The organism is Thermodesulfovibrio hydrogeniphilus (assembly GCF_054657355.1).
Genome location: NZ_BAAHYW010000001.1, coordinates 2,106,898 through 2,133,383, shown reverse-complemented (window position 1 = coordinate 2,133,383; position 26,486 = coordinate 2,106,898). Strand labels below are relative to the sequence as shown.

Annotated in this window: 24 protein-coding genes and 1 tRNA gene; 6 read left to right on the top strand and 19 right to left on the bottom strand. The window is 35.8% G+C overall.

The annotated features are described in order from the left end of the window. Nucleotides 1-76 precede the first annotated feature (76 nt). Nucleotides 77-718, bottom strand: coding sequence for a peroxiredoxin (locus ACYQ3P_RS10875; RefSeq protein ID WP_460177891.1), 642 nt, complete (start codon nucleotides 716-718; stop codon nucleotides 77-79). 104 nt (nucleotides 719-822) lie between these two features. On the opposite strand from ACYQ3P_RS10875, the gene tilS reads away from it, so the two are divergent. Then, nucleotides 823-2,223, top strand: a complete 1,401-nt coding sequence (gene tilS / locus ACYQ3P_RS10870) for a tRNA lysidine(34) synthetase TilS (RefSeq protein ID WP_460177890.1) — start codon at nucleotides 823-825, stop codon at nucleotides 2,221-2,223. After that, the gene (locus ACYQ3P_RS10865) at nucleotides 2,190-3,356 is read left to right on the top strand and encodes a PDZ domain-containing protein (protein ID WP_460177889.1); all 1,167 of its coding nucleotides are present in this window, start codon (nucleotides 2,190-2,192) and stop codon (nucleotides 3,354-3,356) included. The genes tilS and ACYQ3P_RS10865 overlap by 34 nt, the downstream gene beginning before the upstream one ends. Here the strand turns inward: ACYQ3P_RS10865 and hemW are convergent. After that, nucleotides 3,292-4,431 (bottom strand): radical SAM family heme chaperone HemW, encoded by a 1,140-nt coding sequence (hemW, locus tag ACYQ3P_RS10860; protein ID WP_460177888.1) that lies wholly within the window; start codon nucleotides 4,429-4,431, stop codon nucleotides 3,292-3,294. The two genes, ACYQ3P_RS10865 and hemW, sit on opposite strands and share 65 nt — an antisense overlap. Before the next feature lie 18 nt (nucleotides 4,432-4,449). Between hemW and ACYQ3P_RS10855 the strand changes: the two genes are divergently transcribed. Then, the gene (locus ACYQ3P_RS10855; RefSeq protein ID WP_460177887.1) at nucleotides 4,450-5,430 is read left to right on the top strand and encodes a radical SAM/SPASM domain-containing protein; all 981 of its coding nucleotides are present in this window, start codon (nucleotides 4,450-4,452) and stop codon (nucleotides 5,428-5,430) included. A 489-nt stretch (nucleotides 5,431-5,919) separates the two neighbouring features. On the opposite strand, the gene ACYQ3P_RS10850 is transcribed toward ACYQ3P_RS10855, so the two are convergent. The 13 genes from ACYQ3P_RS10850 to ACYQ3P_RS10790 form a co-directional block, all read right to left on the bottom strand. Further along, the gene (locus ACYQ3P_RS10850; protein WP_460177886.1) at nucleotides 5,920-6,615 is read right to left on the bottom strand and encodes an MBL fold metallo-hydrolase; all 696 of its coding nucleotides are present in this window, start codon (nucleotides 6,613-6,615) and stop codon (nucleotides 5,920-5,922) included. Nucleotides 6,616-6,833: 218 nt separating this feature from the next. Beyond that, nucleotides 6,834-6,977: a hypothetical protein gene (locus tag ACYQ3P_RS10845; RefSeq protein ID WP_460177885.1), complete on the bottom strand. Its 144-nt coding sequence runs from the start codon at nucleotides 6,975-6,977 to the stop codon at nucleotides 6,834-6,836. Nucleotides 6,978-6,980: 3 nt separating this feature from the next. Beyond that, nucleotides 6,981-7,226 (bottom strand): transposase, encoded by a 246-nt coding sequence (locus ACYQ3P_RS10840; protein WP_460176823.1) that lies wholly within the window; start codon nucleotides 7,224-7,226, stop codon nucleotides 6,981-6,983. A gap of 25 nt (nucleotides 7,227-7,251) precedes the next feature. Further along, nucleotides 7,252-7,677 (bottom strand): IS110 family transposase, encoded by a 426-nt coding sequence (locus ACYQ3P_RS10835; protein WP_460178035.1) that lies wholly within the window; start codon nucleotides 7,675-7,677, stop codon nucleotides 7,252-7,254. Between the two features lie 12 nt (nucleotides 7,678-7,689). Then, on the bottom strand, nucleotides 7,690-7,848 hold the full coding sequence (locus ACYQ3P_RS10830) for a hypothetical protein (RefSeq protein ID WP_460177884.1): 159 nt from the start codon (nucleotides 7,846-7,848) through the stop codon (nucleotides 7,690-7,692). Between the two features lie 731 nt (nucleotides 7,849-8,579). Continuing rightward, nucleotides 8,580-9,407, bottom strand: a complete 828-nt coding sequence (locus tag ACYQ3P_RS10825; RefSeq protein ID WP_460177883.1) for a site-2 protease family protein — start codon at nucleotides 9,405-9,407, stop codon at nucleotides 8,580-8,582. After that, on the bottom strand, nucleotides 9,404-10,702 hold the full coding sequence (gene rimO / locus ACYQ3P_RS10820) for a 30S ribosomal protein S12 methylthiotransferase RimO (RefSeq protein ID WP_460177882.1): 1,299 nt from the start codon (nucleotides 10,700-10,702) through the stop codon (nucleotides 9,404-9,406). The genes ACYQ3P_RS10825 and rimO overlap by 4 nt, the downstream gene beginning before the upstream one ends. After that, nucleotides 10,681-11,676 carry a thiamine-phosphate kinase gene (gene thiL, locus ACYQ3P_RS10815; protein ID WP_460177881.1) on the bottom strand — a complete coding sequence of 332 codons (996 nt, stop codon included), beginning with the start codon at nucleotides 11,674-11,676 and terminating at the stop codon, nucleotides 10,681-10,683. The genes rimO and thiL overlap by 22 nt, the downstream gene beginning before the upstream one ends. Before the next feature lie 610 nt (nucleotides 11,677-12,286). Continuing rightward, on the bottom strand, nucleotides 12,287-14,692 hold the full coding sequence (lon, locus tag ACYQ3P_RS10810; protein ID WP_460177880.1) for an endopeptidase La: 2,406 nt from the start codon (nucleotides 14,690-14,692) through the stop codon (nucleotides 12,287-12,289). A gap of 107 nt (nucleotides 14,693-14,799) precedes the next feature. Next, nucleotides 14,800-15,660 (bottom strand): UTP--glucose-1-phosphate uridylyltransferase GalU, encoded by an 861-nt coding sequence (gene galU, locus ACYQ3P_RS10805; RefSeq protein WP_460177879.1) that lies wholly within the window; start codon nucleotides 15,658-15,660, stop codon nucleotides 14,800-14,802. Between the two features lie 26 nt (nucleotides 15,661-15,686). After that, a tRNA-Leu gene (locus ACYQ3P_RS10800) sits at nucleotides 15,687-15,772 on the bottom strand. A gap of 40 nt (nucleotides 15,773-15,812) precedes the next feature. Further along, complete coding sequence (ilvD, locus tag ACYQ3P_RS10795) at nucleotides 15,813-17,465, bottom strand: dihydroxy-acid dehydratase (protein WP_460177878.1); 1,653 nt, start codon at nucleotides 17,463-17,465, stop codon at nucleotides 15,813-15,815. 11 nt (nucleotides 17,466-17,476) lie between these two features. Beyond that, entirely contained in the window at nucleotides 17,477-17,701 is a 225-nt protein-coding gene (locus ACYQ3P_RS10790; RefSeq protein ID WP_460177877.1) for an HP1242/YdcH family protein, read from the bottom strand. A 947-nt stretch (nucleotides 17,702-18,648) separates the two neighbouring features. Between ACYQ3P_RS10790 and ACYQ3P_RS10785 the strand changes: the two genes are divergently transcribed. After that, entirely contained in the window at nucleotides 18,649-20,049 is a 1,401-nt protein-coding gene (locus ACYQ3P_RS10785; protein WP_460177876.1) for an alginate export family protein, read from the top strand. Between the two features lie 286 nt (nucleotides 20,050-20,335). Then, entirely contained in the window at nucleotides 20,336-21,112 is a 777-nt protein-coding gene (locus tag ACYQ3P_RS10780) for a S1/P1 nuclease (RefSeq protein WP_460177875.1), read from the top strand. Here the strand turns inward: ACYQ3P_RS10780 and ACYQ3P_RS10775 are convergent. Continuing rightward, complete coding sequence (locus ACYQ3P_RS10775) at nucleotides 21,096-21,893, bottom strand: TIGR02757 family protein (protein WP_460177874.1); 798 nt, start codon at nucleotides 21,891-21,893, stop codon at nucleotides 21,096-21,098. The genes ACYQ3P_RS10780 and ACYQ3P_RS10775 overlap by 17 nt on opposite strands. A 442-nt stretch (nucleotides 21,894-22,335) precedes the next feature. Between ACYQ3P_RS10775 and leuC the strand changes: the two genes are divergently transcribed. Continuing rightward, complete coding sequence (gene leuC / locus ACYQ3P_RS10770) at nucleotides 22,336-23,601, top strand: 3-isopropylmalate dehydratase large subunit (RefSeq protein ID WP_460177873.1); 1,266 nt, start codon at nucleotides 22,336-22,338, stop codon at nucleotides 23,599-23,601. On the opposite strand, the gene ybeY is transcribed toward leuC, so the two are convergent. From ybeY to ACYQ3P_RS10755, 3 genes are read right to left on the bottom strand one after another with little or no spacing between them, the layout of a single operon-like run. Beyond that, nucleotides 23,590-24,066 carry an rRNA maturation RNase YbeY gene (gene ybeY / locus ACYQ3P_RS10765; RefSeq protein ID WP_460177872.1) on the bottom strand — a complete coding sequence of 159 codons (477 nt, stop codon included), beginning with the start codon at nucleotides 24,064-24,066 and terminating at the stop codon, nucleotides 23,590-23,592. The two genes, leuC and ybeY, sit on opposite strands and share 12 nt — an antisense overlap. Beyond that, the gene (locus ACYQ3P_RS10760; protein ID WP_460177871.1) at nucleotides 24,038-25,564 is read right to left on the bottom strand and encodes an HD family phosphohydrolase; all 1,527 of its coding nucleotides are present in this window, start codon (nucleotides 25,562-25,564) and stop codon (nucleotides 24,038-24,040) included. Before ACYQ3P_RS10760 ends, ybeY begins: the two co-directional genes overlap by 29 nt. Continuing rightward, nucleotides 25,533-26,399: a PhoH family protein gene (locus ACYQ3P_RS10755; protein WP_460177870.1), complete on the bottom strand. Its 867-nt coding sequence runs from the start codon at nucleotides 26,397-26,399 to the stop codon at nucleotides 25,533-25,535. Before ACYQ3P_RS10755 ends, ACYQ3P_RS10760 begins: the two co-directional genes overlap by 32 nt. Nucleotides 26,400-26,486: the final 87 nt, after the last annotated feature.

Here is a 26,486-nt window from a genome sequence, read left to right as displayed (position 1 = left end):
AATTGATAAAGTTGGGTTTAGATAAAAAAAGCGCCCGATTGGGCGCCTGAGAAGTTGTTTTCTATTGCCTTTGATATTAAAGCTTTTTGTAGCAGAACCACCAATCAAAGCATTCATACTGTTTTGGTCTTTCCTGAGCTGTCTTCACATCTGATGCAGGTGGAATTATAACCTTGTCTCCAATGAGTTCATTGTTGGGCCAACCTGCAGGAATTGCAACTTTATTTGCATCTGATGTTTGAAGTGCCTTCACTGCCCTTACAATTTCATCAATATTTCTTCCAATTTCCTGAGGATAGTAAAGAATAAGTCTTAAAATTCCATTGGGATCAATTACAAACACCGCTCTTATTGTGTTTGTTCCTTTAGCTGGACTTATCATGCCAAAAGACTTTGCAACTTCTCCCATGTCATCTGCGATGATTGGAAAAGTAATCTCTACGCCAAGTTTTTCCTTAATCCATTCCACCCATTTGATATGGGAGAATACTTGGTCAATAGAAAGACCAATAAGCTCACAATTAAGGGCTTTGAACTCGTCCATTCTTTTCTGAAATGCAACGAATTCAGTTGTGCATACCGGTGTAAAATCTGCTGGATGGCTAAAAAGAACAACCCATTTTCCTTTGTAATCAACTGGGAAGTTAATAACTCCATGAGTGGTTTTTACTTTTCTGTCCTCAATTTTTTCGCCAATTAATGGCATTCTTGTTTCCATGCAACACCTCCTAAATGATTTTATTTATAATTAATATAAATTAAAAATAGATAAAATGTCAATCCCTTTTAATTTATTCTTTAAAATCTGTTAAAATTAACTTCATGAACATTGTTGATAAAGTAAAAAATACTGTTGAAAAGTTCAATATGCTCTCCCTCAATGATCATGTTCTTGTAGGTCTGTCAGGTGGTCCTGATTCAGTTTGTCTTTTAAACATCCTTAAATTATTTAAGCAACAATATAAACTAAAAATCTCAGCTGCATATATTGATCACGGATTGAGACCTGAAGATGTTCCAAAGGAAATAGAATTTTGTAAAAAAATGTGCGAGGAATTAGATATTCCATTTTATACTCAATCAATTCCAGTTAAAGATTTTGCAAGACAGGAAAAAATTAATATTCAGGAAGCTGCCAGAATTTTAAGATACGGAGCCCTTGACCAGATAAGTTTAAACATTAAAGCCCATAAAATTGCTGTTGCCCACAATGCAGATGATCAGGCAGAAACTGTAATCATGAGGCTTTTAAGAGGCGCAGGTCCAGCAGGACTGTCTGGAATTCCTCCTGTTAGAAAAAAAATTATTCGGCCTCTCATTGAAGTTGAAAGAGCCGAGATAGAGAATTTTCTAAAAGAAAAAAACATCCCATATATCATTGACCCTTCAAATGAATCTCTTAAATACCTAAGAAACAAAATAAGGCACACTTTAATGCCTATAATAAAGTCCATTCAGCCGCATGCAACAAAAATTATTTCAAGAACCGCTGATATCCTTAGGGAAGAAAATGATTACATAAATGTAGCAGTGACAAAGGCTCTAATGAGACTGATGAGTAGAAAAACTGACTATAAGGTTGAACTTTTTGTTAATCCAATGGAAGTTTTAAATGTGGTCATCTTACGAAGAGCATTAAGGGTTGCAATTGATAGCGTTAAAAATTTAAAGGGCATTGATTTTGAACATATTGAACAGATTATAACTCTTATCAAAAAAGGGAAGCCCGGTGACAGAATTTATCTGCCGAAAGGAATCAGAGCAATAAAGGGTTACTCCACGCTTATTATAACTTCTGAACCACCTAAAAAACTTTCTACTTATACAATTGATCAGCCTCAGGAAATATTTCTTGAAGAAGCATCGCTTAGTTTAAGCATCAAAGAATTTGAACTAAATCAATTAAATCAAGATTTACAAGCCCTTAATTTTGGTGATGGAAAAAAAATTGCATACATTGATGCTGATAAAATAAAATTTCCCTTAATTGTTAGATGCAGAAGACCAGGTGATTATTTTTATCCTTTCGGTTTTGGTAAGAGAAAAAAACTTCAGGATTTCTTTGTGGACGAGAAAATTCCAAGAGATGAAAGAGATATAGTTCCAATTATTGAAAGTGAAGGTAAAATTGTCTTTATTGCAGGATACAGACTTGACGACAGATTTAAAATTGGAGATAATACTAAAAGATGCTTAGAAATAAAAGTCATACCAAAAATTTAATTTTTTTCTTTGTATCTGTTTTTATATTGCTTTTTGCGCATTCATCAAACGCTCAAGAAGACGTTTCAAAATTATTAAAAGACAAAATTGACCTTATTCAACAAAAATATTTCAATTCAATCGTATCCTTTCCAAAAGCAGTCGCAGTTGCCATTGATAAAAATATTGCCTTAATTCCAGCTTCAGCTCTTGATGAGCAAAAAAACCTATCCATAATCGCATTAGATTCAAAGCTTAATATAGCTGTTGTGAAACTTCCCACTGAGCAAACTCCTGTTAATTTCAAAGCTACAGATAAATTTGAAGAAGTTTATTTTCTTTTAACGATTTTTGAACAGCCCATAATTATACTCATTAAGGGAACTCAAAGGGATAATAAAATTGAAATAGATGGACATTATCCTTTGGGGTCATTGCTTCTTTCCTTTGATTTATCGCCTGTTGGAATCATTGTTAAGAATGAACCTTTCTCTGAGGCTTTAGTTATTAGTTCTGTTTATCCTGAAATAAATAAAATGATTTACAGAAAACCCGGCTGGATGGGACTTCAAGCTCAAACAATTAACGAAGAACTCAGCAAAATTTTTAATGTGTCAGAAGGCGTTGTTATAACAAACATCTATGAAGGCGGACCATCTGATAAAGCTGGACTGCAAAGAGGTGATGTGATTACAGAAGCCAATGGTCATAAAATTAAAGATTTAAAAGATTTGCAAAATCTTTTGTCTACTAAATTTGCTGGTGAAACTTTAATGTTGAAGATAATAAGAGACGGAAGTCAAAAAATTGTTAATGTAATACTTGAAGAACCACCAGAAAGCTTGTCTTCAACAAAAAATCAAGCTATACAGGGAATAAAAGGCGTTAATATAGCGGAAATTCCTGATTCTCTGAGAAAAAATATACCAAAATCCATCAAAGGCGTCTTGGTAAGCAAGATTGAAGAGCTTAGCCCAGCTCTTGGAATTCTCAAGGAAGGCGATATTATTGTTGAAATAAATAAAAAACCTATTAACAATACCAAAGATTTCAATGAAACCGTTGCACAATCTACAAACAGGGATTTACTTATCCTTGTTTACAGACAGGACAGTTTTCAATATGTAATAATACCCGCTCAAAAATCTCGTTAGAAATTAACATTCCTTTGTCTGTAAGTCTAACATTATTCCCGATTATTTTGACCAGTTGCTCATTTTGGAAATCTTTAAAAATTTTTAACAAACATTTTCTCTTAACAATAATGCCTTGTCTTTTACGTAACCCGAGAAATACTCTTTCCTTTAAAGTTTCTGCTCTATTTACTACATAATCATCTATCCAAGCTAATTGATTATCCAGCAAAGCTTTTGAATAGCTAAACAAATCTGCGGGATTGTGAAATCTTTTATCAGCTATAAATGAATGGGCTGAAGGACCGATTCCGAGATAGGATTTTCTATTCCAGTAGCTCAAATTATGCTGACATTCAAATCCTTTCTTTGCAAAGTTTGATATCTCGTATTTTTTTAATCCATTTGCCTCAAGAAATTCTGTGGCAGAGATATACATTTCAACAATCTCATTCTCATCTGGCATTTTTAGTTTACCCTGCATGATTTCCTCATACAGCTTCGTTTTCTCTTCAATGGTCAACTCATATATTGAAATATGTTTAATTTCAAAGCTTAAAGCGATTTTCAAATTTTCTATCCAATCTTCAACTCTTTGAAAAGGAATACCATAAATCAGATCAATGGAAACATTCAAAAATTCCTTGTTCAAGGCAAAATTTACAGCATCAAGTGCTTCTTTTGAATTATGAATTCTTCCCAGTGTTCTAAGCTCATTATCTCTAAATGACTGGACTCCTATGCTTATCCTATTTACACCTAAATCTTTAATAACTGAAAGTTTTGTATTGTCTATTGTTCCCGGATTAAGCTCCATTGAAAACTCAGCATTATGACATACCTTGTAATTCAACTTTAACCCATTAATAAGCTTGCTTAATCCCTCAGAGCTCAAGCACGAAGGCGTTCCACCGCCTATGTAAATGGTTTTAAGTTCATGTGGAATTTTTGCTGTTAGCTCCATCTCCTTTAAAATTGCCTTAATATAGAGCTTTTCCAAATGATGATTCCACTGGATAGAGTAAAAACTGCAGTATTTACATTTTTGCACACAAAATGGAACATGCAAATAAAGTGATTGAAAAAACTCTTTCATAATTCTATAATATCTCAAATGAAGCTTTTAGAAAAATTTCTAATGCCTCGGCTTTCATGGATTCAACTTGAAGTGTCTGGCTTGTGTAATGCGTCATGTTTCTACTGTCCCCACACAACATACAGAAAAAAATGGAAAGGTAGAAATTTTTCTATCTACGAATTCCAAAAGATAGTTCCATATATAGAAAAAGTTGATTTACTCTATCTTCAAGGATGGGGAGAACCATTCTGCAATCCTGAATTTTTCAAATTTGTAGAGATTGCCAAAAAATTAGGATGTAAAGTTGGAACAACTACAAATGGGATGTTGATTAAAGATAGCGATGTAGAAAGAATAATAGATTTGCAGATGGATGTAATTGCATTCTCACTTACAGAAAATAAAACCAATGATAAAATGAGAGAAGGCACTAAGATAGAAAAGGTTCTTAAAGTGATTGAACAAATCAATGAATTAAAAATTAAAAATTCTTCATCAAACCCAATAATCAATATTGCATACATGTGTCTTAAATCTAATTTTTCTGAACTTGATGAAATTCCAGATACCTTTCACTCTAAAGGTATAAGTACAGTTGTTGTAAGCTTCCTTGACTTTATTCCTAATGAATCTCTCAAGGCAGAAGCGATACTTCCTCAGACTGAGGAAGAATTTAAAAATTTAAATGAAAAAGCCTTAGAGATTATTGAAAAATCAAATAAATATAATTTATCCTTATCTTTTAATATTCCTCATCCATCCCATAGACGAGCAATGTGCACAGAAAAACCCTTATATACGCTATTTATAAACTCGCTCGGATATGTCTCTCCTTGTGTATTTACCGGTATTCCTGCAGAAAGAAATGAAAATATTTATTTTGGCGATATAAACAACAAAACACTTCCAGCTATTTGGAGACAAAGGGAATACAAAAAATTCAGAAAAACTCACTGCTCATCAAATCCTCCCTCTGTCTGCAAAACATGTCCAAAATTAAGAATATTTAATCCATAAAGATATGGATACCGAGAACGGATATAGACATTTGTCAATGCGAACTTAAGATCCAAAAATAGCGATAGAAATCCAATAATTGGTATAACCATTTGAAAATTAAGTATTTTTTGCTGTCATTGCGAGCATCTGAAGGATGCGAAGCAATCTCTTTGAAGGGAAAATGGCAAGATTGCTTCCTCCTCGCTTCGCTCGGAGTCGCAATGACGAGGAGGAGAGAGACTGCTTCGCCCCATCGAGGGACTCGCAGTGACGGTATGGTGAATTGCCACGCTATCGCTCGCAACAGGGGGCTCGCAGTGACGATTGTCTATCTCTATTTTTCGGTAAGACTTCCCGAAGGTGAAGAGTTACAATCTCTTTATTGCAAAAAGAATGTGAGATTTATGCGGGACTTTGCTCCTTGCAATGACTAAATGGTAGATGTCTGCCCACCGATGGAATAAATTCACTCAATAACATCTGAAAATCACACAAATTAGGAAAAATTTATTCTTCCTTTAAAATTTCTACCCTGACCTTGCCTTTTAAGAGTTCTTTAAAAAGATGAGCATCTTTTTCAGTTCCAACAATTTTTCCATAGTGCATTGGTATTGCCAGTTTTGGGTTGATTGCAAGAGCTGCTTCCACTGCATTTTTAACATCCATAACATATGTTCCTGAAACAGGTAAAAGAGCTATATCAGCTTTGATATCTTTCATCTCTGGGATAAAATCTGTATCACCGGGAAAGTATATTCTGTTACCCTTTATAGTGAAAACAAAGCCAACCCATTCATTTGCTTTTGGATGGAATTTTAATCTTTCCTTTACCACATTGTAGGCAGGAACAACTTCTATATCTACTCCTTTTACCTTTATTTTGTCTCCGGGTTTGACAATCCGTATATTACCAGTCAGCTTAGAAGCACAATCAGGTGTGGTAACTATAATAGTGTCTTGTGATTGCAATTTTTTTACATCCTCTGGAGAGCAATGGTCAAAATGGGGATGAGAAATTAGAATTATGTCTGCATAGTCATTCTTTTTCAGTTTAAAAGGATCAGTAATAATCACTTTTTCGCCGACAAATTTAAAGGTATCATGCCCCAGCCAATGAATATTTTCTAAAATATCAGAAGCTGAGGCAGTGTAACAAAAAAGTATGTTAAAAAAGAAGATTAAAAAGAGAACCAATCTTTTCATTTTTAAACCCCCGTTTTTTCTTTTTATTTTTTATAAAAAATGAGCAAAAGTCAAGTATCACTTGACTAATGGATATACTTTGCAATTAATAAGAACCTAACTTGTCCGATTTTTAAGCATCATTGCAAGCGATTCAACCTTGCTTTTTTATTGAGATTGCTTCGGATGTGGAGACTGTTGCGAGCCGAAGGCGTGGCAATCTCTCGCAATGTTCCGTGTTAATTTGTCAAGTATTTTTTTCCATTCATTGCAATTTCTTCATTGTATGGTATCCCACTTTTTAAAACTCCATATACCTGCCTTATTAGTTTATGGGCTACTGCTATCAATGCCTGTATCTTGCTCTTGCCCCTTTGTATCATCCTCTAATACAATGCTTTGCATGCCTTATTATATCTCATCGCTGACATCGCTGCCATATACAATATCTTCCTTATATATGCACTCCCCTTCTTCTGTATCCTCCCCTTTTTCTTTACACTCTTGCCCGATTCATATACTCTCGGGCTTATCCCTATATAACTGCCTACTGCCTTTACTCTGTCAAAATTTTCAAAACATCCAAGCATTGATACTGCTATGCATGCTGTCCTCTTGCCAACTCCAGGCACACTATCCGCTAACTTTATCTGTTTCTCATAACTGGCCTACCGCCAATTCTTCCAATTCCTTCTCCATCTTCTGTATTGTTTCCTCTGCATTTTTTATGAGCTCGTTAAAATTTTCTATTACTGTATCTACCATTATCGGTTCATATCTTAATGCTTCTCTTTGATTCTTTAAACAATTAAGATGTTTCTGAATCTTCGCAAGGCAAGTTAATAGTATCTTAATCTTCCGCTGGGGTTCATCCATTGGTTTAAATAATCTTATCTCTTCGCAAATCTCCACACACTCAGCTATCACTGCAGAGTCTATTTTGTCTGTCTTCGCTCTATTAAACTTTGCATCCGCAAGTTTCTTTGTCTGCAGCGGATTCAAAATTGCTACCTTATACCCTTGCTCATATAAGGCATGGGCTAATTTTAAATGATAAACCCCTGTATGTTCCATAACAACCAGTATATCCTCTTTTCAGCAGTCAGGTAGCTCCTTTTTCAAAGCCTTATGCAACTGCTCTGCATGATTCTTTAGATTGAAAGAAGCTCTTTTACCTTTACCTCTTTCCCTAATTGTTACTGCTATGGTATCCTTTGCCACATCTACTCCAACTATGAACTTCTCTTTTGTCATTTCTCTTCCTCCATTTGATTTTTTTGTTTTTCTTCCCTTATCCTATCATCGTGGGAACTCATTCAGGCTGTCTGAGCCTAATGTTCCGTTCAGGCTTAAGGGAAGGGAGAAGGTGGGGGACAACATTGCGAACGGTCTTTAAGACCTATGACAAATCGTCCTTGCCCACCTTCTTTCTTCCTTTTATTTTAACTTATCCCTGTTTAGTGTCCATATATTTATCATACGATGACAAAGGAAGGGGTCATCGCGAGCCTGCCGACAGGCAGGCGAAGCAATCTCGTAAAAAGAAAGTATAGCCTCAGAAATAAAATCTCTCGCAATGTCCATATATCTAACATACGATGACTAAGAAGGAGGAACCCTCGCAATGATTTTCCTTTTCAGTCATTGCGATCGAAGCGAGGCAATCTCGTCTTTTTCATGAGATTGCCACGCTTGTCAGTCGACAGTCTCGTCATTACAGGAGAAAAGCCTGCGTAATTATCGTACTACGAGTCATTGCGAAGTATTCTCACGCCGCATCATTACGAGGCAGACCGAAGGACTACCGAACCAACCTTAAAGCCTACTGCAAACAGAAGGCTTTGCGACCTCTTGAAATGAGCAAAAAATGAAATTCATCGCAATGGTACGCAAAAACTGCAAAAAGCAAGGAAAAGTCATGTCTATAAGTGATGGATTGAAGGATTGCCATGATATAGCTCTCAAGTACATAACAATGGGAATGATTAAAACTTAAAAGGTGCTGGAATAAAAGTTAGAATAAAAACAATGAAAGAGAGCATTCCGATAATTTGTCTACTCTTTGACAGTCTTTCTTCCCATATCATAATTGGCGGATGATCTACGCCTAAAAGAAGAAGAAGCAAAGACCATACAAGCCAGCCATACCAGTAAAAAGCTCCTAAAATAGCAATTGCAATCAAAAATGCCCTTGAAATATAAGCATGCAATCTTCCAAACAAAGCATATGCAATATGCCCTCCGTCAAGTTGCCCAACAGGTATAAGATTCATTGATGTTACAAATAGTCCTATCCATCCAGCAAAAGCTATTGAATGAAGAAGAACATCATGTCCTTCGGGAACATTGCCAATAATAATTTTTACAAGAATTGAAAACAATATTGAATCACCAAGAATAAACATATCATCTTCTGTGCTAACAGGAACTATCTGTGACATATTAAGTCCTACAATACAAGCTATTAAAGATAAAACAGAGCCTACAAGAGGACCTGCTGCTCCAATGTCAATCAATGCTTTTCTTGTGAATATTGGCGACTTCATTTTAATGAAAGCACCAAAGGTCCCAATAATTGATGGAGCTGGAATAAAATAAGGTAAAGTTGCCTTAGTTCTGTGAGCTTTAGATGCAAAATAGTGTCCCATCTCGTGTCCAAGAAGAATTGTCATTATACTTACTGAAAAAGGATATCCTTCAAAAATTCTGTTCGGCTCTCTGAATATATTAATTCCCTGCTGAAGCGTTCCAGCAAAGAGTGTTGTAAATATAGTTGCAACAAATAAGATTAAGGGAACTAAATACTTTTTCACTTAACAATAACTCCTTTAACATCATATTCATAAGCTTCTGATATTAAAACTTTCACCCTTTCTCCAGCCTTTATTCCTTTTATATCATCCAATATCACTACTCCGTCTATTTCTGGAGCATGACAGTAAAGTCTTGCAATGGCAATATCGCCATCAAGATAATCTACCAAAGCATCATATTTATTGCCAACAAGAGCTCTGTTTTTTTCAAGTGAAATTATAGCTTGTCTTTCCATGATTTCCTCATATCTTCTATCTTTTACATGCTCAGGAATTTGACTTTTCATACTGTAGGCTTTTGTTCCTTCTTCCTTTGAGTATTTAAACACTCCCAAACGATCAAACTGAACTTCCTCAATAAAATCAACAAGTCTGTGAAACTCATCTTCTGTCTCAGTAGGAAATCCAACTATAAAAGTGCTTCTTAAAGTAATACTTGGAATTTCCCTTCTTATCTCTTTGATTTTTCTTAAATATTCTTTTTTGCTTCCCTTTCTTCCCATAAGCCTGAGAATTCTGTCCTCAGAATGCTGCATTGGAATATCAAGATATTTTACAATTTTTTCTTCGGTAGCTATAATCTCTAAAAGACTTTCATCAATTTCTGTGGGGTAAAGATAAAGAAGCCTAATCCAGAAATCACCTGTTATGCTGCATAAATCTTTAAGCAACTCCTTAAGTGAGTACCCTTTTAAATCTTTTCCGTACTGTGTTATGTCCTGCGCAATTAGGATAAGCTCTTTTATTCCAGATGTAATAAATTCCTCTGCTTCTTTGATAATTTTTTCAGGCTTAATGCTTCTAAAAGGACCTCTTATTGATGGAATGATACAGAAAGTACATCTTCTGTTGCATCCCTCTGCTATTTTCAGGTATCTATAGCTTGGAGGTTCAACGGTATATGGAGAACTTTTAAAGGATAGAGCATTATTATCTGAAAAATCCTTCATATAATCTACAATTTTTTCTTCCTCATTGACTCCAAAAATTGCGTCTATTTCTGGAATTTCCCTTTTTAATTCTTCAGCATATCTTTGAGCAAGGCATCCAAATACAATCAACTTTCTATCATGTTTAAATTTCACAGCGGTTAATATTTCATCTATTGACTCTTCCTTTGCATCACCAATAAAACAACATGTGTTTATTAAAACAAAGTCAGCCTTTTTGTATTCTTCAACATAAGAAAAACCTTCTTTCTTTAACGTTTCAATTAAATGCCTTGAATCCACTGTGTTTTTAGGACATCCGAGTGTGATAATGGTGAATTTTTTCATGATTTGAAATGTTGCCAACCTTCAGGCTTTGCGGGAATTCTACCATGTGCAGGGTCAATAAGGTAAATTCCCCTTTCATTTATTATTCTTCCAATAGGAATAAGTCCAAACTCCGAGGCATCTTTATCAGATATTACTATAAGTTCGTAGTCCTCACCACCTGAAAGCACAAACTGTAAAGCTTTCACATTGAGATAATCAGCTATTTTTTGAACTGCTGGGTGAATAGGAATTTTTTGTAAATCAATCTCAGCACCAACTTCGCTTTCCTCGCACAACCTGAATAAATCAATCAACAAACCATCGCTGATGTCTATCATAGCCTTAGCAATTCTTTTAAATTTATCAGAATTTCTTGCTCGAGGCATAAGATGTCTTTCAAGTAATTCAGAAAAACTTTCTCCAAATATATTTGAATATTTTTCAAAGTCGCTGAAATTTTTTATACTTCTTACTTCGCTTTTTTCTTCATCAGAAAGATTCATGAGAAAATGAAGTCCTGCAGAGGAAAGACCAGTTGGAGCTGTTATATAAATTGTATCACCCTCTTCTGCTCCTTTTCTTAGTATGGGTATGTCTGTTTCTCCAACTGCAAAACCTGATAGCACTACTTTTTCGCTTTTTGAGAGGTCACCACCAAGCAAAAATCCATCATAATATCTTAAAGCCTTATCAATGCCCTCAAAGAGTTCATTAAAATCTGATTCTGATATTTTCTCTGGCACTCCCACTGAGAAAAGAAATCCCAAAAATTTGCCTCCCATTGCGTAAATATCGCTCACATTTACTGAGACTATTTTAAAGCCAAGATGATAAAAAGATGTATAACTAAGGTCAAAATGAACTCCCTCAATCATCAAGTCAGTTGTAAGAAGAGCTTGTTTTTTTAAAGATAAAACAGCGGTATCATCTCCAATTCCAATGCCTAATTTTTCAGGAAGCTGAAATCTATTCCTTAGGTCTTTGATAATATCTAATTCATTTTTTTTCATTTCGCTCCTGCTTTTTGCTTTTTTTCCTAATATTGCTATTCCTAAATGTCATCGCGAATAATCGCCACGACTTCGGCTTGCTGCATACTTTTTCCATTAAGGAGATTGCCACGCCCCACCTTCGGTGAGGCTCGCAATGACGGAATAAGATGTCCAACATTGAGACTCCTAATCCCCCTCTTGTCATTGCGAAGTATTCTCCCTCCCTGTCATTGCGAGCGAAGCAAAGCAATCTCGCCTTTTCATTCCCTAAAAAAGAGATCACTTCGGCTTGCTTCGCAAGCCTCGTGATGACATAAGGAGTGTCATTGCGAGAAGCGAAGCAATCTATTCTCTCTTTTTGCATTAAGGAGATTGCCACGCCTCACCTTAAATGAGGCTCGCAATGACCACCTTTGTTGTCATTGCGAGGAGCGCCAGCGACGAAGCAATCTCGTCTTTTTGAAGTTGTTTCGCAGTCCTTCGGACTGCTCACAATGACATAAGGGTAGATTACACCCCTAAACTCGCAACCACAGAATTTGCTACATCTCCCTTAAGCAGACTCGCAACGACATTCCAACCAATATTTCAACCAATATGTCAACAAATATTTTGTATAAAAATCCTCTCAATTTTGCCTTTTCGTGCTTTTTGATTTTGCTTTTGTAAATACATGTTTGAGTACTTCGTCCATAGACTCAACAAGTATAAATCTCATACCCTCTTTAACATACTTTGGCAAATCTTCAAGGTCTTTTTCGTTTCTCTTTGGCAGAATAACAGTTTTGATACCCATTCTTTTAGCTGCAAGAACCTTTTCCTTTAATCCTCCTATTGGCAGCACCCTGCCTCTTAAAGTAATCTCACCTGTCATAGCAACATCTTTTCTTAATGGCTTTCCTGTAAAAACTGATGCTATTGCAGACGCCATTGTAATTCCTGCAGACGGTCCGTCTTTAGGAATTGCGCCTGCAGGCACATGGATATGAAGGTCCATAGTGCTAAAAAGTTTTTCATCTATTTTTAATTCCTTTGATTTTGATTTTACATAGCTTAAAGCAGCTTGAGCAGATTCCTTCATAACGTCTCCAAGCTGACCTGTAAGAATCAGCTGCCCCTTCCCTTTCATTAAAGTAGCTTCAATATATATTACATCCCCACCTGCCTCAGTCCATGCCAAGCCTGTTGCAACTCCGACTTCATCCTTTTTCAACTCCTCCTCAGGCAGATATTTCGGAGCACCTAAGAGTTTGGAAACATTTTTGGGTGTAATATAGAATTTTTTCTTTTTTCCTTCAACAATATATTTAGCCACCTTTCTACACAGATTGGCAATTTCTCTTTCAAGATTTCTGACTCCAGCCTCTCTTGTATAATGGGTGATTATGTATCTTACGGCACTGTCGCTTATTTTGAGCTGATTTGTTGTTAGTCCGTGTTCATCAAGCTGTTTTGGTATTAGATATCTCTTTGCAATCTGAAGTTTCTCCTCTTCTGTGTATCCAGAAAGGTAGATAATCTCCATTCTGTCTTTAAGAGCTGAAGGGATAGTGTCTGCTATATTTCCAGTGCAAACAAACATTACATTGCTTAAATCAAAAGGGACACCAAGATAGTGGTCTACAAAGCTGTTATTTTGCTCAGGATCAAGAACCTCCAAAAGAGCACTTGCTGGGTCACCTCTGAAATCCATTCCAAGTTTATCTATCTCATCAAGCATAAATACCGGGTTATTTGTTCCTGCCTGCCTTATTCCCTGAATTATTCTTCCCGGCAATGCACCAACATATGTTCTCCTGTGCCCTCTTATTTCTGCTTCATCCCTTACACCTCCAAGTGAAATCCTGACAAATTCTCTTCCAAGAGCCTTTGCAATTGAACGACCTAAAGATGTTTTTCCAACTCCAGGAGGTCCGATGAAGCAAAGTATAGGTCCTTTCATTCTTTTTTTGAGTTTTCTGACACTCAAATATTCAAGTATTCTTTCTTTAATTTTTTCAAGGTCGTAGTGATCCTTATCAAGAATTTCTTTTGCAGCCTTTATATCAAGCCTATCCTTTGTTGAGCGAGACCAAGGCAGTTCTGTGAGCCATTCAAGATAAGTTCTTACAACAGCTGCTTCAGCTGCTTCTGGATGCATCCTTTCAAGCCTTTTTAATTGCTTTTCAGCCTCCTGCTTAACTTTTTCTGGCATTTTAGCGTCTTCTATTTTTTTCCTGAATTCATTAATCTCCTCTGCTTTTTCATCTATATCTCCAAGTTCCTTTTGAATAGCTTTGAGTTGTTCTCTTAAAAAATACTCTCTTTGTGTTTTATCAATTTCGCTTCTTGCTTCGTTTTTGATTTTTTGTTGTAATGCAAGAAGCTGTATTTCACGATTAAGAATATCACTGACTTTTTTCAGTTTTTCTATCGGTTCTGTGTATTCAAGTAGTTGCTGAGCTTCCGAGCTTTTTAAACCTAAATTGGATGCAATGAGGTCTGCCAACCGTCCGGGTTCATCAATATTTTCAATTATTACCATTGCATCGGGTGGAATGTTTTTTCCAAGATTTATAACCTTTTCAAGTTGCTCTTTCACTGTTCTTACAAGTGCTTCTTGCTCAAGTGTGACTTCTTTTATCTGCTTATCCTCAATTTTTTCTATTTTAGCCATATAAAAGCCTTCTTGTTGTGAGAACTCTATTGCCCTTGCCTTTGTAAGTCCCTGAACAAGAATTTTAAGCCTTCCATCAGGAAGTCTCAACATTCGCATTATCATGCAGACTGTTCCTATGTTGTAGAGATCAGATGGTTCAGGATTTTCAATATTAAAATCTTTCTGGGTAAGCATAAGAATTAGCCTGTTTGTATTTAAAGCATGTTCTACTGCCTTAACAGATAAATCTCTTCCAACAAAAAGTGGGATAATCATATAAGGGAAAATGACTATATCCCTTACTGCTAAAACAGGTAATTGCTCAGGTATTTCTATTTCCTTATTTTCCTGTCTTTCTCCATTCTGTTCATTATTTTCATTTTTTATTTCATCCATTTTTGATCCTCCTACTTTTTCTTTTTGTAAGGCAATTTTTTTATTTCCTTTATAATTTTAACAATTTTCTAAATGATTTTGTGATTTTTTTGATGAATTTTTTTACTTTAAAGGCTTTGGGCTTTGTCTTTTAGAAAAATTTTGAATTCTGATGAGAGTTCTGGGTCCTTTAGGGCAAATTCTATAATCGTCTTTAAATAACCCAATTTTTCTCCAGCATCATATCTATGTCCTTTAATAACATATCCATAAATTGGAGATTCATCTAAAAGCATCTTCAATGCGTCTGTAAGTTGTATTTCTCCTCCTTTGCCGGGTTGAACTTTTTCAAGATGTTTAAAAATATGCGGAGTAAGAATATATCTACCAATGATTGCGAGATTTGACGGAGCTTTTGATTGTTCAGGCTTTTCAACCATATCCTCAATTTGATAATAATCGCCTGTCTTTTTCCCTGCAACAATTCCATAACGAGATACATCACTCCATGAAACCTCTTCCAATGCTATAACACTCGCTTTTGTCTTTTCATAAATATTTATCATATCTGCTAAAACTGAATATTCAGGATCAATTAAGTCATCACTTAGTATCACGACAAAGGGCTCGTTATTTACAAACGGTTTGGCATATAAAATCGCATCTCCCAGTCCCTTTGGTTCCTTTTGTCTGATGTAGGCAAAATTAAGATTTTCAAAACAGTTTATCTTTTCCAAAAGTTTTAGTTTTCCAGTAGCCTTGAGCCTTTCTTCAAGCTCATAGGCTTTATCAAAATGGTCCTCAATGGCTCTTTTATGTTTTCCAGTGATAAAGAGAAAATCCTTTATACCAACCCTTTGTGCTTCTTCAACAGCATATTGAATTATTGGTTTGTCAACAATAGGTAGCATTTCTTTTGGGGAAGCTTTTGTAGCTGGTAAAAATCTCGTGCCAAGTCCGGCAACAGGAAGGACTGCTTTTGTAATCATATATGCCTCCTGTGGGAAATAAAAAATGCCGGAGACGAGACTCGAACTCGTACGGAGGTCACCCTCCGAGGGATTTTAAGTCCCTTGCGTCTACCAATTCCGCCACTCCGGCTATTTTTAAGATAATAAAAAAAACAAACTTTTATCAAGTCTTACTCTAATATCGCTCCTTTATCCGCAGAACTCACCATTCTCATGTATCTGCTAAGATAGCCACTTTTAATCTTTGGTTTTGGAGGTTTCCATGCTTTAAGTCTTTGATTAAGCTCTTTTTCAGTAATCTTTAGCTCCAATTTCCTCTTTGGAATATCTATCAATATTCTATCTCCGTCTTTAACAATTGCAATTGGACCACCCTTTGCTGCTTCTGGTGATACATGCCCAATACAAGGACCCCTTGTTCCACCTGAAAATCTTCCATCTGTTATCAAAGCAACAGATTCGTTAAGTCCCATTCCAGTGATTGCACTTGTTGGAGATAGCATTTCTCTCATTCCGGGACCACCAGCAGGACCTTCATATCTGATAACAATTACATCACCTTCTTTTATCTGACCAGCTAAAATTGCTTTCATGGCATCTTCTTCTGAATCAAAACAGCGGGCGATTCCTTCAAATTTAAGCATCTTTGCAGATACAGCTGTCTGTTTTATGACTGCTCCATCGGGTGCAAGATTACCTTTAAGAATCGCAATTCCACCCTCTTTATGATAAGCCTTTTCAAATGAACGAATGACATCCTCATCATAAATCTCAGCTTTTTTTGCGATATCTTTTATGTCCAAACCCGATACAGTCGGATTTGAATAAAGTTTATCTTTAAGTCTCTTTAGCACAGCAGGAATTCCTCCTGCCCTGTAAAGGTCTTCCATATAATGCTGTCCTGAAGGTATAACATTTACGATATGCGGTGTTTTTTTGCTTATTTCATCAAAAACTTCCAGTGGCAGGTCAATTCCAGCTTCATTGGCAATAGCTTTTATATGCAAAATTGTATTAGTAGAACCCCCCAAAGCCATATCCACTGCTATGGCATTGTAAAAGGCTTCCTTTGTAAGTATTTTTCTCGCATTAACTTTCTTCTTGATAAGCTCAACAATTTGCACTCCTGTGTCAAAAGCCATTCTTCTTTTTTCAGACATTACCGCAGGAGTTGCTGCCACACCCGGTAAGCTCATTCCAAGAGCCTCTGTTACACAAGCCATTGTATTTGCAGTATACATTCCTTGACAAGAACCAGCTGTTGGACAAGCACAAAGCTCAAGGGCTTGCAAATCCTTTTCTGTTAACTCTCCCTTTTTAAACTTGCCTACTGCCTCAAATGTATCGGATGTAAGATTTCTTCTTACGCCTTTGTAGTATCCACCAAGCATTGGTCCAGCAGTAAGAACAATTGCAGGAATATCAAGCCGAGCTGCAGCCATTAGCATTCCCGGAGTAATTTTATCACAGTTTGTAAGAAGCACAATTCCATCAAACTGATGAGCCTCAACTATGCATTCAATAATGTCTGCTATCAATTCCCTTGATGGCAAAGAAAATTTCATTCCTTTATGTCCCATTGCTATTCCATCACATATTCCCGGTATTCCAAAAAAGAAAGGATAGCCGCCAGCAGTATGAATTCCCTTTTCAATAAATCTTGCAAGTTCATTCATTGATATGTGACCCGGAATAATGTCAGTAAAGCTGGTTGCCACACCAATAAAAGGCTTTTTCATTTCTGTCTTTGGTAATCCAGTTGCGTAAAGGAGTGCACGATGGGGAGTTCTCTCAAGTCCCTTTTTTATTATATCGCTTCTCATTGCTATATCTCCTATGAAAGTTTTGCTTTATACTGCTTTATGAATTCAGCTATTTTATCCTTTTTATAAAGCTTTTCCTTTTGCAATCTTTTCTTTTCAATTTCTTCTTCAGGTGTTAAGTAAGGCTTTTTGTTCATCTCGTCAATGATATCATCCAATTGTTTGTGTTCTTCATAAAGCTTACGAAACTCTTCATTCTCTTTCTTAAGGATTTCAATGATCTCTTCCTCTCTCATTTCACACCTCCAAAGAAGTTTTTTTAAATTTTACTACAAATGAAAAAAAATAGCAATTTTAATTTTACTCTAAATTTACCAATTCTCACTTGTAATTACTACTACGAGCAAAGCGAGGAAGAAGTCATCTCTCCTTTTTATATTCTAACTAAATAAGAGATCACTTCGGATTGCTTTACAAGCCTTGTGATGACAGGAAAAAATGCCTAGCAAGCCTCGTGATGACGGGAAAAAATTGCTTTGCAAGTCTTGTGATGACGGAAAAAAAATGCATAGCAAGCATCGTAATGACGGGAAAAAAATGCTTAGCAGGTCTCGGGGGAGACAGAGGTGGCATCATTGCGAGGGAAGCGACAAGGCAATCTTGCTTTTTATGAGATTGCTTTACCTGCCTAAGAACAGACGAAGCAATGACCTCCCTCCCTGTCATTTCGAAGGACGAAGTCCCGAAGCAATCTCTTCTTTTTTCCCTTCAATAAGGAAAGGGATTGCTTCGGCATCCTAACGGATGCCTCGCAATGACAGGATGGGGTCATCAAGGAAGAGAGATTGCCGAGCCTCACCTTAGGTGAGGCTCGGAATGACAGAAAAAGAAATTCAGTGAGGCTTGCAATGACCCAGACGGAGGATAACTGCAATGATGAAGAAGAAAAAAGCTTGCAATGACTATCCTTGTCGTCATTGCGAGGGCACAAAGTGCCCGAAGCAATCTCTTCTTTATTTTTCTATAAAGCCTTATTAAAGACTGCTTCGCCCCAGATTGCCACGCTATTGCTCGCAACAGGGGGCTCGCAGTGACGAGTGTCTATCTCTATTTTGGGGATTAACAAAGGTTTTGCAAAAATCGCTCAAAATAGGTTTACTTTGGTAATAACTCAATTTATCTTGCATTAAAATGGCAATTTATGCTATAAAAAGTGAAATTTTTTGCAAGGAGGTTTTGGCTTATGAAGAAAATGCTTCTACTTTTTTTATCAATTATTTTTACCCTAACCTCATACTCAATTTGCACCGCGATTGAAAATGAATGGGGTGCATCTTTAAGGTTAAGGCAAGAAATTTGGGACAATGTTGTTGCATTAGGAACTAATCCGACAGCGCAGCCTGACAGGAATTTCTTTAGGTTAAGGGTGCAGATTTGGGATAAGGTTAAGTTTGATGATACTTTTTCAGTCTATGCAAGGCTTACAACGGAGCCAAAGTATTTTATTGGAGATTATAAGCTTCCTCTTGATAAGAAATCTCCTGTGGATGGACAGAGATTTGACCAAGATGAGATTGTATTTGATAATCTTTATTTGGATATCAAAAAGCCGGGGAATCTTCCTGTTAGCTTTAGAATTGGAAGACAAGATTTCTTAGGTCCTGACATGTATGGAGAGGGATTTTTAATACTTGATGGCACACCGGGTGATGGTTCAAGAACTTTTTATTTTAATGCTATAAGAGCAACTTTGCATCTTGCAAAAGAGCACAATATTGATATTGTCTATGTTTCAAATCCTGAGAGAGATATTTTCCTTCCAAGTATTCATCCATCCTATGATGATGGGAGAAAAGTTGCATATATTGAACATAAGAAAAGACTTACTGGTTCAAATGAGAGGGGTTTCTGGATTTATGGAAGGCATAAGTTAGCTGATTTTTTAAATGTTGAGCCATATTACATTTACAAAAAAGAAAAGGAATCAGACTTTATTAAACAGGAATCATACATAAACACCTTTGGATTAAGAGGTGTGCTTACAATTGAAAACTTCAAATTCAGAGCTGAAGCTGCAAAGCAGTATGGAAAATATGAAAACGGAACAAAAAGAAGAGGATTTGGAGGATATGCCTTTGCAGGATATGAATTTAAAAAGTGTCCTGTAAGTCCTTTACTTGAGGTTGGATATGTTTATCTTTCAGGAGATGACCAAAACACTACGGATAAAGATGAAGGCTTTAATCCACTTTTTTCAAGAGCTCCCCAATGGAATGAGTTGATTATTTACACCCTTGTTCCAGAAACTTCAGGAAAAGGTGGACCAATTCCAGGTTATTGGACAAATATGAAAATTTTTGTAACAAATCTCGTAATAAAGCCAATCAAGGATATGAGCCTTAAGCTTAGTTATCAACATCTTTGGGCGGATGAAAAAACAAATATAACTACAGGTAATTACAAAGACATGTTTTCAAATGATGGAAAAGACAGAGGACACCTTTACGGTGCTGTATTAAGTTATAAATTCACAAAGAATCTTGACGGATTTATTCAGTATGAATACTTTGATCCAAAAAGCTTTTACTCAAACAAAGCAGAGTCAGCAAAATTCTTTAGATGGCAGCTTCAGTTCAAGATTTAACATAAAGGCTGGGCATCAGCCCAGCCTAAATTAGACCTCAATGGAGAGATTTTTAGTGAAGACCTTTGTGTTAGCCTGTCATTGCGAGACTCACCGAAGGTGAGACGTGGCAATTTCATAAAAAAGGCGAGATTGCTTCCTCCTCGCTTCGCTCGGAGTCGCAATGACGGTATGGATTGCATGGCAGTGACGGAAAAAAAAAGCCTTTCTATAGCTGAAGGCGTGGTATCCATTTGAAATGACGCTTAAAAATCGCTCAATATTAAATTAAAATGGAGGAAATACGATGTTAAAAAGACTTATAATTATACTAATATTTCTGCTAAGTAGCATATATCCCGCCTATGCGTGGGATTGTATGACACATGCCTATATTGCAAAAATGGCAGGATTAAACATTCCAGAGGCTGCATGTATGCCAGATATAACAAGAGATGACAATTATGACCTTCTTGCACCATTTCATTATCACGATGCAGCTCCTAATACTGTTGTTACAGTTGATTACATTGATAAATTCAAAATTACGGAATTACAACTTCTTCACAATGGTAAAAATTTCAAGGTTTATGTTCCCCGTCCTGCAGGAGTTTTGTACTGGAGGATTGTTGATATTTATGAAAAAATGAAATCCCTTGACAAAACAAAGCCTGACAATAAGCTTGCCTATCAATACTATCTTGCGACAATAGCTCACTTTATCGGAGACCTTTCCCAACCCCTTCATAATTTTCCTTATGGAGATAACATTGCAAGCGATGGAAAGATATATGAAAATGAAGGCAATTTTAACCGTGAAAATCACATAAAATTTGATGAGGCATTCAGCGAATATTTGAAAAATGATTCGGATATAAATAAAAAAATTATGAATGCAGTTAAAGAAATTAATTTAGAATCTACTGAAGACCTAAAAAGAGAAATAGCAAAAATTGCAAACTCTGCATTGGAAATTGCGAATAAGTGTTACATTGAAAATAGAATTCCAAATGAAGAGGAGCTAATAAAGCAAGTTGCATCATCAATATCTCTTTTAAAAGCTGTGGTCAAATCAACGAATTGATGTCACCATGACATAGAACAAAATCATATTTTAAAGGGTCTTGGGAGTCTAATTGTTTTAAATTTTGAGTAATTTCAACGGCTGATTTTAAATCTGGAGTTTTTCTTTTCGTAAGTCCCAATCTTTTTGCCACATTCCAAACATGAACATCAAGGGGAATAAGAAGTTCATCTGGCTTTATGCTGTTCCAAATGCCAAAATCTATATCTTTGTCTCTTACCATCCATCTTAGAAAAAGATTTATCCTTTTGCATGGACTCTTCTTTGCAGGATGAGGAAGAAAATGCAGAAATCCATTTGTTTTAATGTTTTTTCCATAAATAGGTGATAAGTCAACTTTTAAGGCTTCATCCACAAAGTTAGATATTCTCTTAACTTGCTTGAGTAAAGGTTCTTGAATATCATTTTCTAAAGGGTTGCACTTAAAATAATTTTGCAAAGTGCCTGATTCTCTAAGTAAATTCTTAAGCACAAATATAAACGCTGAGATATCGTATATGTTGCTGAATCTATATTTTAAGTTTTTTTTAAGCAAAAACTGAGGTTTAAAATTTATGACAAAATCAGCAGGATGCTCTCCCATAATTTTGAAAAGTTCATGAAGAAAGTTACAAAAACACTTAATACTTCCGTAAGCAAAGGATGAAGCAATTATTGCAGAGACTTCAATATCAAGAGGGTGGGAATATTTTTTTGGAAATTTAATTGGGTCATTTTGTATGGCAGATTCAAAGTCAAATTTGCTGTAAAGGCTTTCAAGCTTTTCTTTAAGGTGCATCATAATTTATAATATCTAAATTAAGCGATTTTTTTATACCTATGTTGAGAGTTTTTTCAGTATTATTGCAAGCATAATGAAGCAATTTTGTATTTTTAGATTGCGATGCTATCGCTCGCAAAATAGGAGTTGCAGTTATAAAAATTAGCATTAAAAGCGAGATTGCTTCGGGTGCTGTTGCACCCTCGCAATGACGAAGAAGGGACTTTATTGGAATGAAGAAGCATGTGGTTTTTGCATTACGAGAGAAACCCTCGCAATGGCTTCCTTTTATTATCATTGCGATGGCTTCCTTTCATGGTCATTGTGATGACTTCCTTTTATTGTCATTGCGAGCGAAGCGAAGCAATCTCATAGACTGTTTTGGGACTTTGTCCCCTGCAATGACTTGAAAATCGTTCAATTTAAGTAATAGAATTTTAAATCAATATTTGGAGGGAAGCAAATGGGAATGACAATAACAGAAAAAATTCTTGCAGAACATGCAGGAAAAAAAGAAGTTTCTCCTGGAGAAATAATAAATGCAAAAGTTGATGTGGTATTAGCAAATGATATTACAGCACCAATTGCAATAAAGGAGTTTGAAAGATTAGGCGTGAAAGATGTATTTGACAAAGAAAAAATTGCCCTTGTGCCTGACCATTTTACTCCACAGAAAGATATAAAAGCAGCAGAGCAGTGCAAGATGCTTAGGGAATTTGCAAAGAAATATAATATAAAACACTATTTTGAAATTGGAAGAGTTGGAATAGAGCATGCTCTTTTACCTGAAGAAGGCATTGTCCTGCCGGGAGACCTTATAATAGGTGCAGACAGTCATACCTGCACATATGGTGCTTTAGGAGCCTTTGCAACAGGTGTTGGCTCAACTGATGCAGCTGTCGCTATGGCAACAGGTGAGTGCTGGTTTAAGGTGCCAGAGACAATCAAGTTTGTATATTATGGAAAACTACAGAAATGGGTAAGTGGAAAGGATTTAATTCTATACACAATTGGAGATATTGGAGTGGATGGAGCATCTTACATGGCTATGGAATTTTCTGGCGAGCTTATTGAAAACATGCCTATGAGTGGAAGGTTAACGATGTGTAATATGGCTATTGAAGCTGGTGCAAAAACAGGAATTATTGTTCCAGATAAAATTACTGAAGAATATGTAAAACCTCGTGCAAAAAGACCGTATAAATTTTATACTTCTGATCCCGATGCAAAATATTTTGATATAAAAGAGTATGATTGTTCAAAGATACCACCTGTAGTTGCATGCCCACATCTTCCATCAAATGTTTTTCCAGCTGCAGAACTTACTCATATAAAAATAGACCAAGTTGTAATTGGTTCATGCACAAATGGAAGGCTTGAAGATTTAAGAGAAGCAGCTATGGTAATTAAGGGAAGAAAAGTTCATCCAGATGTAAGAATGATTGTAATTCCTGCAACGCAGAAAATTTATATGCAGGCAATGAAAGAAGGACTTATTGAAATATTCGTTGAAACTCAGGCTGTTGTCTCCCCTCCAACATGTGGTCCCTGTCTTGGTGGGCATATGGGAATTCTTGCAAAAGGTGAAAGAGCCATTGCAACAACAAATAGAAACTTTGTTGGAAGAATGGGACATCCTGAATCTGAAGTTTATCTCAGTTCTCCGGCAGTAGCTGCAGCTTCTGCTGTGCTTGGTAGGATTGGAACTCCGGAGGAATTAGGACTTTAACGCTTTTAAAATTTTATTTTCCATTTGTCGCATTTTTTTTGCATCCTGAGGGGAGGCTTCATGGTCATAGCCTAACAGATGAAGTATGCCGTGAACAAGGAGTCTGTTTATTTCCTGCCAAAAAGTTGCTCTATACTGCCTTGCCTGAATGAGAGCTTTCTCGGGATTTATCAAAATTTCACCAAGATAGATTTCATCTTCATGTGTTTCATCAATGAAAGAAAAAGATAAAACATCGGTTGGGTAATTTTTGCCTCTGTATTTGTAATTTATCTCCTTCATCTTTTTACTGCCTATTAAAACTACTGAAATGGAAATGATTTTTCCCTCAGAGGCTTTCTGGCAAATTTCTTTGGACAGGAGCCTTAAAATTTTCTTTGATGAAGATAATACCCTTTGGGGTGATATTTTTATCTTTCTTTGTCTATTAATTACATCAACTTGCAGTTTCAAGCTTTTTTTCATCTTTTTTCTCTTCAGGATATGGAATTCTTCTGTGAAAAATGCCTGTTAAAACATGCTCAAATTTGATTTTAATATTATTCAAATCTTTTAAAGTTATATCACATTCATCAAGTTGTCCATCAAGAAAGATTTTTTCAATGATTTTGTCTATCAGATTTGAAATCCTTGCTGGTGTGGGATCATCAAGGGCTCTTGATGAGGCTTCTATAGCATCAGCAAGCATTATTAATGCAGCAAGCTTGGTTTGAGGTTTAGGACCCGGATAGCGATAATCCATTTCAGATGGAGGAGTTTCTTGTTCTCTTAATGCCTTTTGGTAAAAATATGTAATCAATGAACTGCCATGATGCTGTTGAATGATATCTTTTATAATTTCTGGCAGATTAAACTCATTTGCGAGTTCAACTCCGTCTTTAACATGGGAGATTATAATTAAGCTGCTTAGGTGGGGACTTAGTTTTTCATGTTTGCTTACACAGCCTATTTGATTCTCCACGAAATATTCAGGCATTCTCATCTTACCTATGTCATGATAATATGAAGCAACCTTTGCAAGGAGTGGATTTACTCCAACAACCTCAGCTGCAGACTCTGCAAGAGTGCCAACAATGATACTATGATGATAAGTGCCGGGTGCCTCTAAAGAGAGCTGTTTCATTAGGGGGTGGTCTATATCAAGAAGTTCAATAAGACTTAGTGGAGTGGCAATATTAAAAAATTTTTCCAACAAAGGTAAAATTAAAAAACATAATGCGGATACTGAAAAACCATTAAAAAAGGAAAAAACAAGCAAAAGATAAGCTGAAGACAGAGAGAATTGCTCAGATATTAACATAATAGAAATACCAGCAGTTATAGTCATTAAAATTATGTATACTCCTGCATTTATTATATCACTTCTTTTTTTCACTCTTATCAGGGTAAAAGCTGCAACAAGACATGTTATAAAAACATAAACTGGAAACAAAGATGTTTTAATCCAGATGCTGACTAATAAGGTTAGAACCAACGAGAAAGTAATAGCAGTATGAAAATCAAAAATCATAACAACTATTACAGCGCCTATGGCTAATGGAATTCCAAAGTAATGAAGTAAGTATTGCTCAATCCCTAATCCCTTTGAAAAAATATTAAAAAAATACTCAAATGCTCTACAGACTATCAGATTGAATAAAATAAGAATACCAAGAAGAAAAAGCATTTTTTTCTTTGCAAAGTATGCTGGTTTGTATCTCCTTAAATCTCTGTAGAAAAATACAAGAATAATAAAAACTAATGTGAAAACTCCTAAAAAAGATAAAACTCCAGATTTGTAATCATGCAATAGGAAAGAAGAAAGAAATGTTAAAAAAACAATAAAATAAAGTGCTTCTTGTTCTATGAAAGGTATACTTCCTTTGCCATTTTGAGTTTTTTTAAATTTTTCTATAAACTTTCTTATATTGCTTTTATCTTTTTTTGCTTTTTTAAGTGTCTGATTGTCTTTCGTATTTTTCATATGCCTTTATGATTTTTTGAACGAGTCTGTGCCTTACCACATCTTTTTCTGTAAAATAAATAATCCTAATTCCTTTAATATCCTTGAGAATTTTAACTGCCTCAACCAATCCTGATACTTTTTGAGGAGGAAGGTCTATTTGGGTAATATCTCCTGTTATAACAGCCTTTGAGCCAAAACCAAGTCTTGTAAGAAACATCTTCATCTGTTCAGTGGTTGTATTCTGTGCTTCATCAAGAATTATAAAAGAATCATTCAGTGTTCTTCCTCTCATAAATGCGAGAGGAGCTATCTCTATTGCTCCCTTTTCAATTAATTTGGAAGCTTTATCAAGGTCAAGCATATCATAGAGTGCATCATAAAGAGGTCTTAAGTAAGGGCTTACTTTTTCTTCTATAGCTCCCGGGAGGAATCCTAATTTTTCTCCTGCCTCAACTGCAGGTCTTACAAGAACAATCCTTGATACTGTTCGGTTAAGCAGAAAATGAATTGCCATTGCCATAGCAAGATATGTTTTACCCGTGCCAGCTGGACCAATTCCAAAAACTATGTCATCCTTAAAAATTGCATCTATATACTGTTTTTGCGTTTCTGTTTTGGGAATAATAACTCTTTTTTTTGATGGTATTGGTATTCCGCCCTTAAAAAGCCCAACTATTGAAACAGGCTTTCCCTCCTTAAGTGACTGAATAGAATGCATCACATCCTCTGGTTTAATAACATATCCCTCTTTGTTAACAGCTCTGATTTCTTCTATTATCTGCTCAGCCTGCTTGACTTCAACTTCATCTTCTCCTTGAATAATGAGTTTATTGCCTCTAACGCTTAAACTCACCCTCAAGGCTTCTTCAATAAGCTTAAAAATTTTATCTAAGCCTCCGTGAAGGAACGGATATTCACGCTCTTCATCAAGTTCTAATGT

What these genes read in the sequence shown, in the direction of transcription:
- ACYQ3P_RS10775 (WP_460177874.1), bottom strand. Translation starts at nt 21,893, where the DNA reads ATGATGCACCTTAAAGAAAAGCTTGAAAGCCTTTACAGCAAATTTGAC.
- ACYQ3P_RS10850 (WP_460177886.1), bottom strand. Translation starts at nt 6,615, where the DNA reads ATGAAAAGATTGGTTCTCTTTTTAATCTTCTTTTTTAACATACTTTTT.
- thiL (WP_460177881.1), bottom strand. Translation starts at nt 11,676, where the DNA reads ATGAAAAAAAATGAATTAGATATTATCAAAGACCTAAGGAATAGATTT.
- hemW (WP_460177888.1), bottom strand. Translation starts at nt 4,431, where the DNA reads ATGAAAGAGTTTTTTCAATCACTTTATTTGCATGTTCCATTTTGTGTG.
- leuC (WP_460177873.1), top strand. Translation starts at nt 22,336, where the DNA reads ATGGGAATGACAATAACAGAAAAAATTCTTGCAGAACATGCAGGAAAA.
- ACYQ3P_RS10760 (WP_460177871.1), bottom strand. Translation starts at nt 25,564, where the DNA reads ATGAAAAATACGAAAGACAATCAGACACTTAAAAAAGCAAAAAAAGAT.
- tilS (WP_460177890.1), top strand. Translation starts at nt 823, where the DNA reads ATGAACATTGTTGATAAAGTAAAAAATACTGTTGAAAAGTTCAATATG.
- ACYQ3P_RS10830 (WP_460177884.1), bottom strand. Translation starts at nt 7,848, where the DNA reads ATGACAAAAGAGAAGTTCATAGTTGGAGTAGATGTGGCAAAGGATACC.
- ACYQ3P_RS10855 (WP_460177887.1), top strand. Translation starts at nt 4,450, where the DNA reads ATGAAGCTTTTAGAAAAATTTCTAATGCCTCGGCTTTCATGGATTCAA.
- ACYQ3P_RS10785 (WP_460177876.1), top strand. Translation starts at nt 18,649, where the DNA reads ATGAAGAAAATGCTTCTACTTTTTTTATCAATTATTTTTACCCTAACC.
- ACYQ3P_RS10790 (WP_460177877.1), bottom strand. Translation starts at nt 17,701, where the DNA reads ATGAGAGAGGAAGAGATCATTGAAATCCTTAAGAAAGAGAATGAAGAG.
- ACYQ3P_RS10865 (WP_460177889.1), top strand. Translation starts at nt 2,190, where the DNA reads ATGCTTAGAAATAAAAGTCATACCAAAAATTTAATTTTTTTCTTTGTA.
- lon (WP_460177880.1), bottom strand. Translation starts at nt 14,692, where the DNA reads ATGGATGAAATAAAAAATGAAAATAATGAACAGAATGGAGAAAGACAG.
- galU (WP_460177879.1), bottom strand. Translation starts at nt 15,660, where the DNA reads ATGATTACAAAAGCAGTCCTTCCTGTTGCCGGACTTGGCACGAGATTT.
- ACYQ3P_RS10780 (WP_460177875.1), top strand. Translation starts at nt 20,336, where the DNA reads ATGTTAAAAAGACTTATAATTATACTAATATTTCTGCTAAGTAGCATA.
- ACYQ3P_RS10845 (WP_460177885.1), bottom strand. Translation starts at nt 6,977, where the DNA reads ATGATACAAAGGGGCAAGAGCAAGATACAGGCATTGATAGCAGTAGCC.
- ilvD (WP_460177878.1), bottom strand. Translation starts at nt 17,465, where the DNA reads ATGAGAAGCGATATAATAAAAAAGGGACTTGAGAGAACTCCCCATCGT.
- ybeY (WP_460177872.1), bottom strand. Translation starts at nt 24,066, where the DNA reads ATGAAAAAAAGCTTGAAACTGCAAGTTGATGTAATTAATAGACAAAGA.
- ACYQ3P_RS10875 (WP_460177891.1), bottom strand. Translation starts at nt 718, where the DNA reads ATGGAAACAAGAATGCCATTAATTGGCGAAAAAATTGAGGACAGAAAA.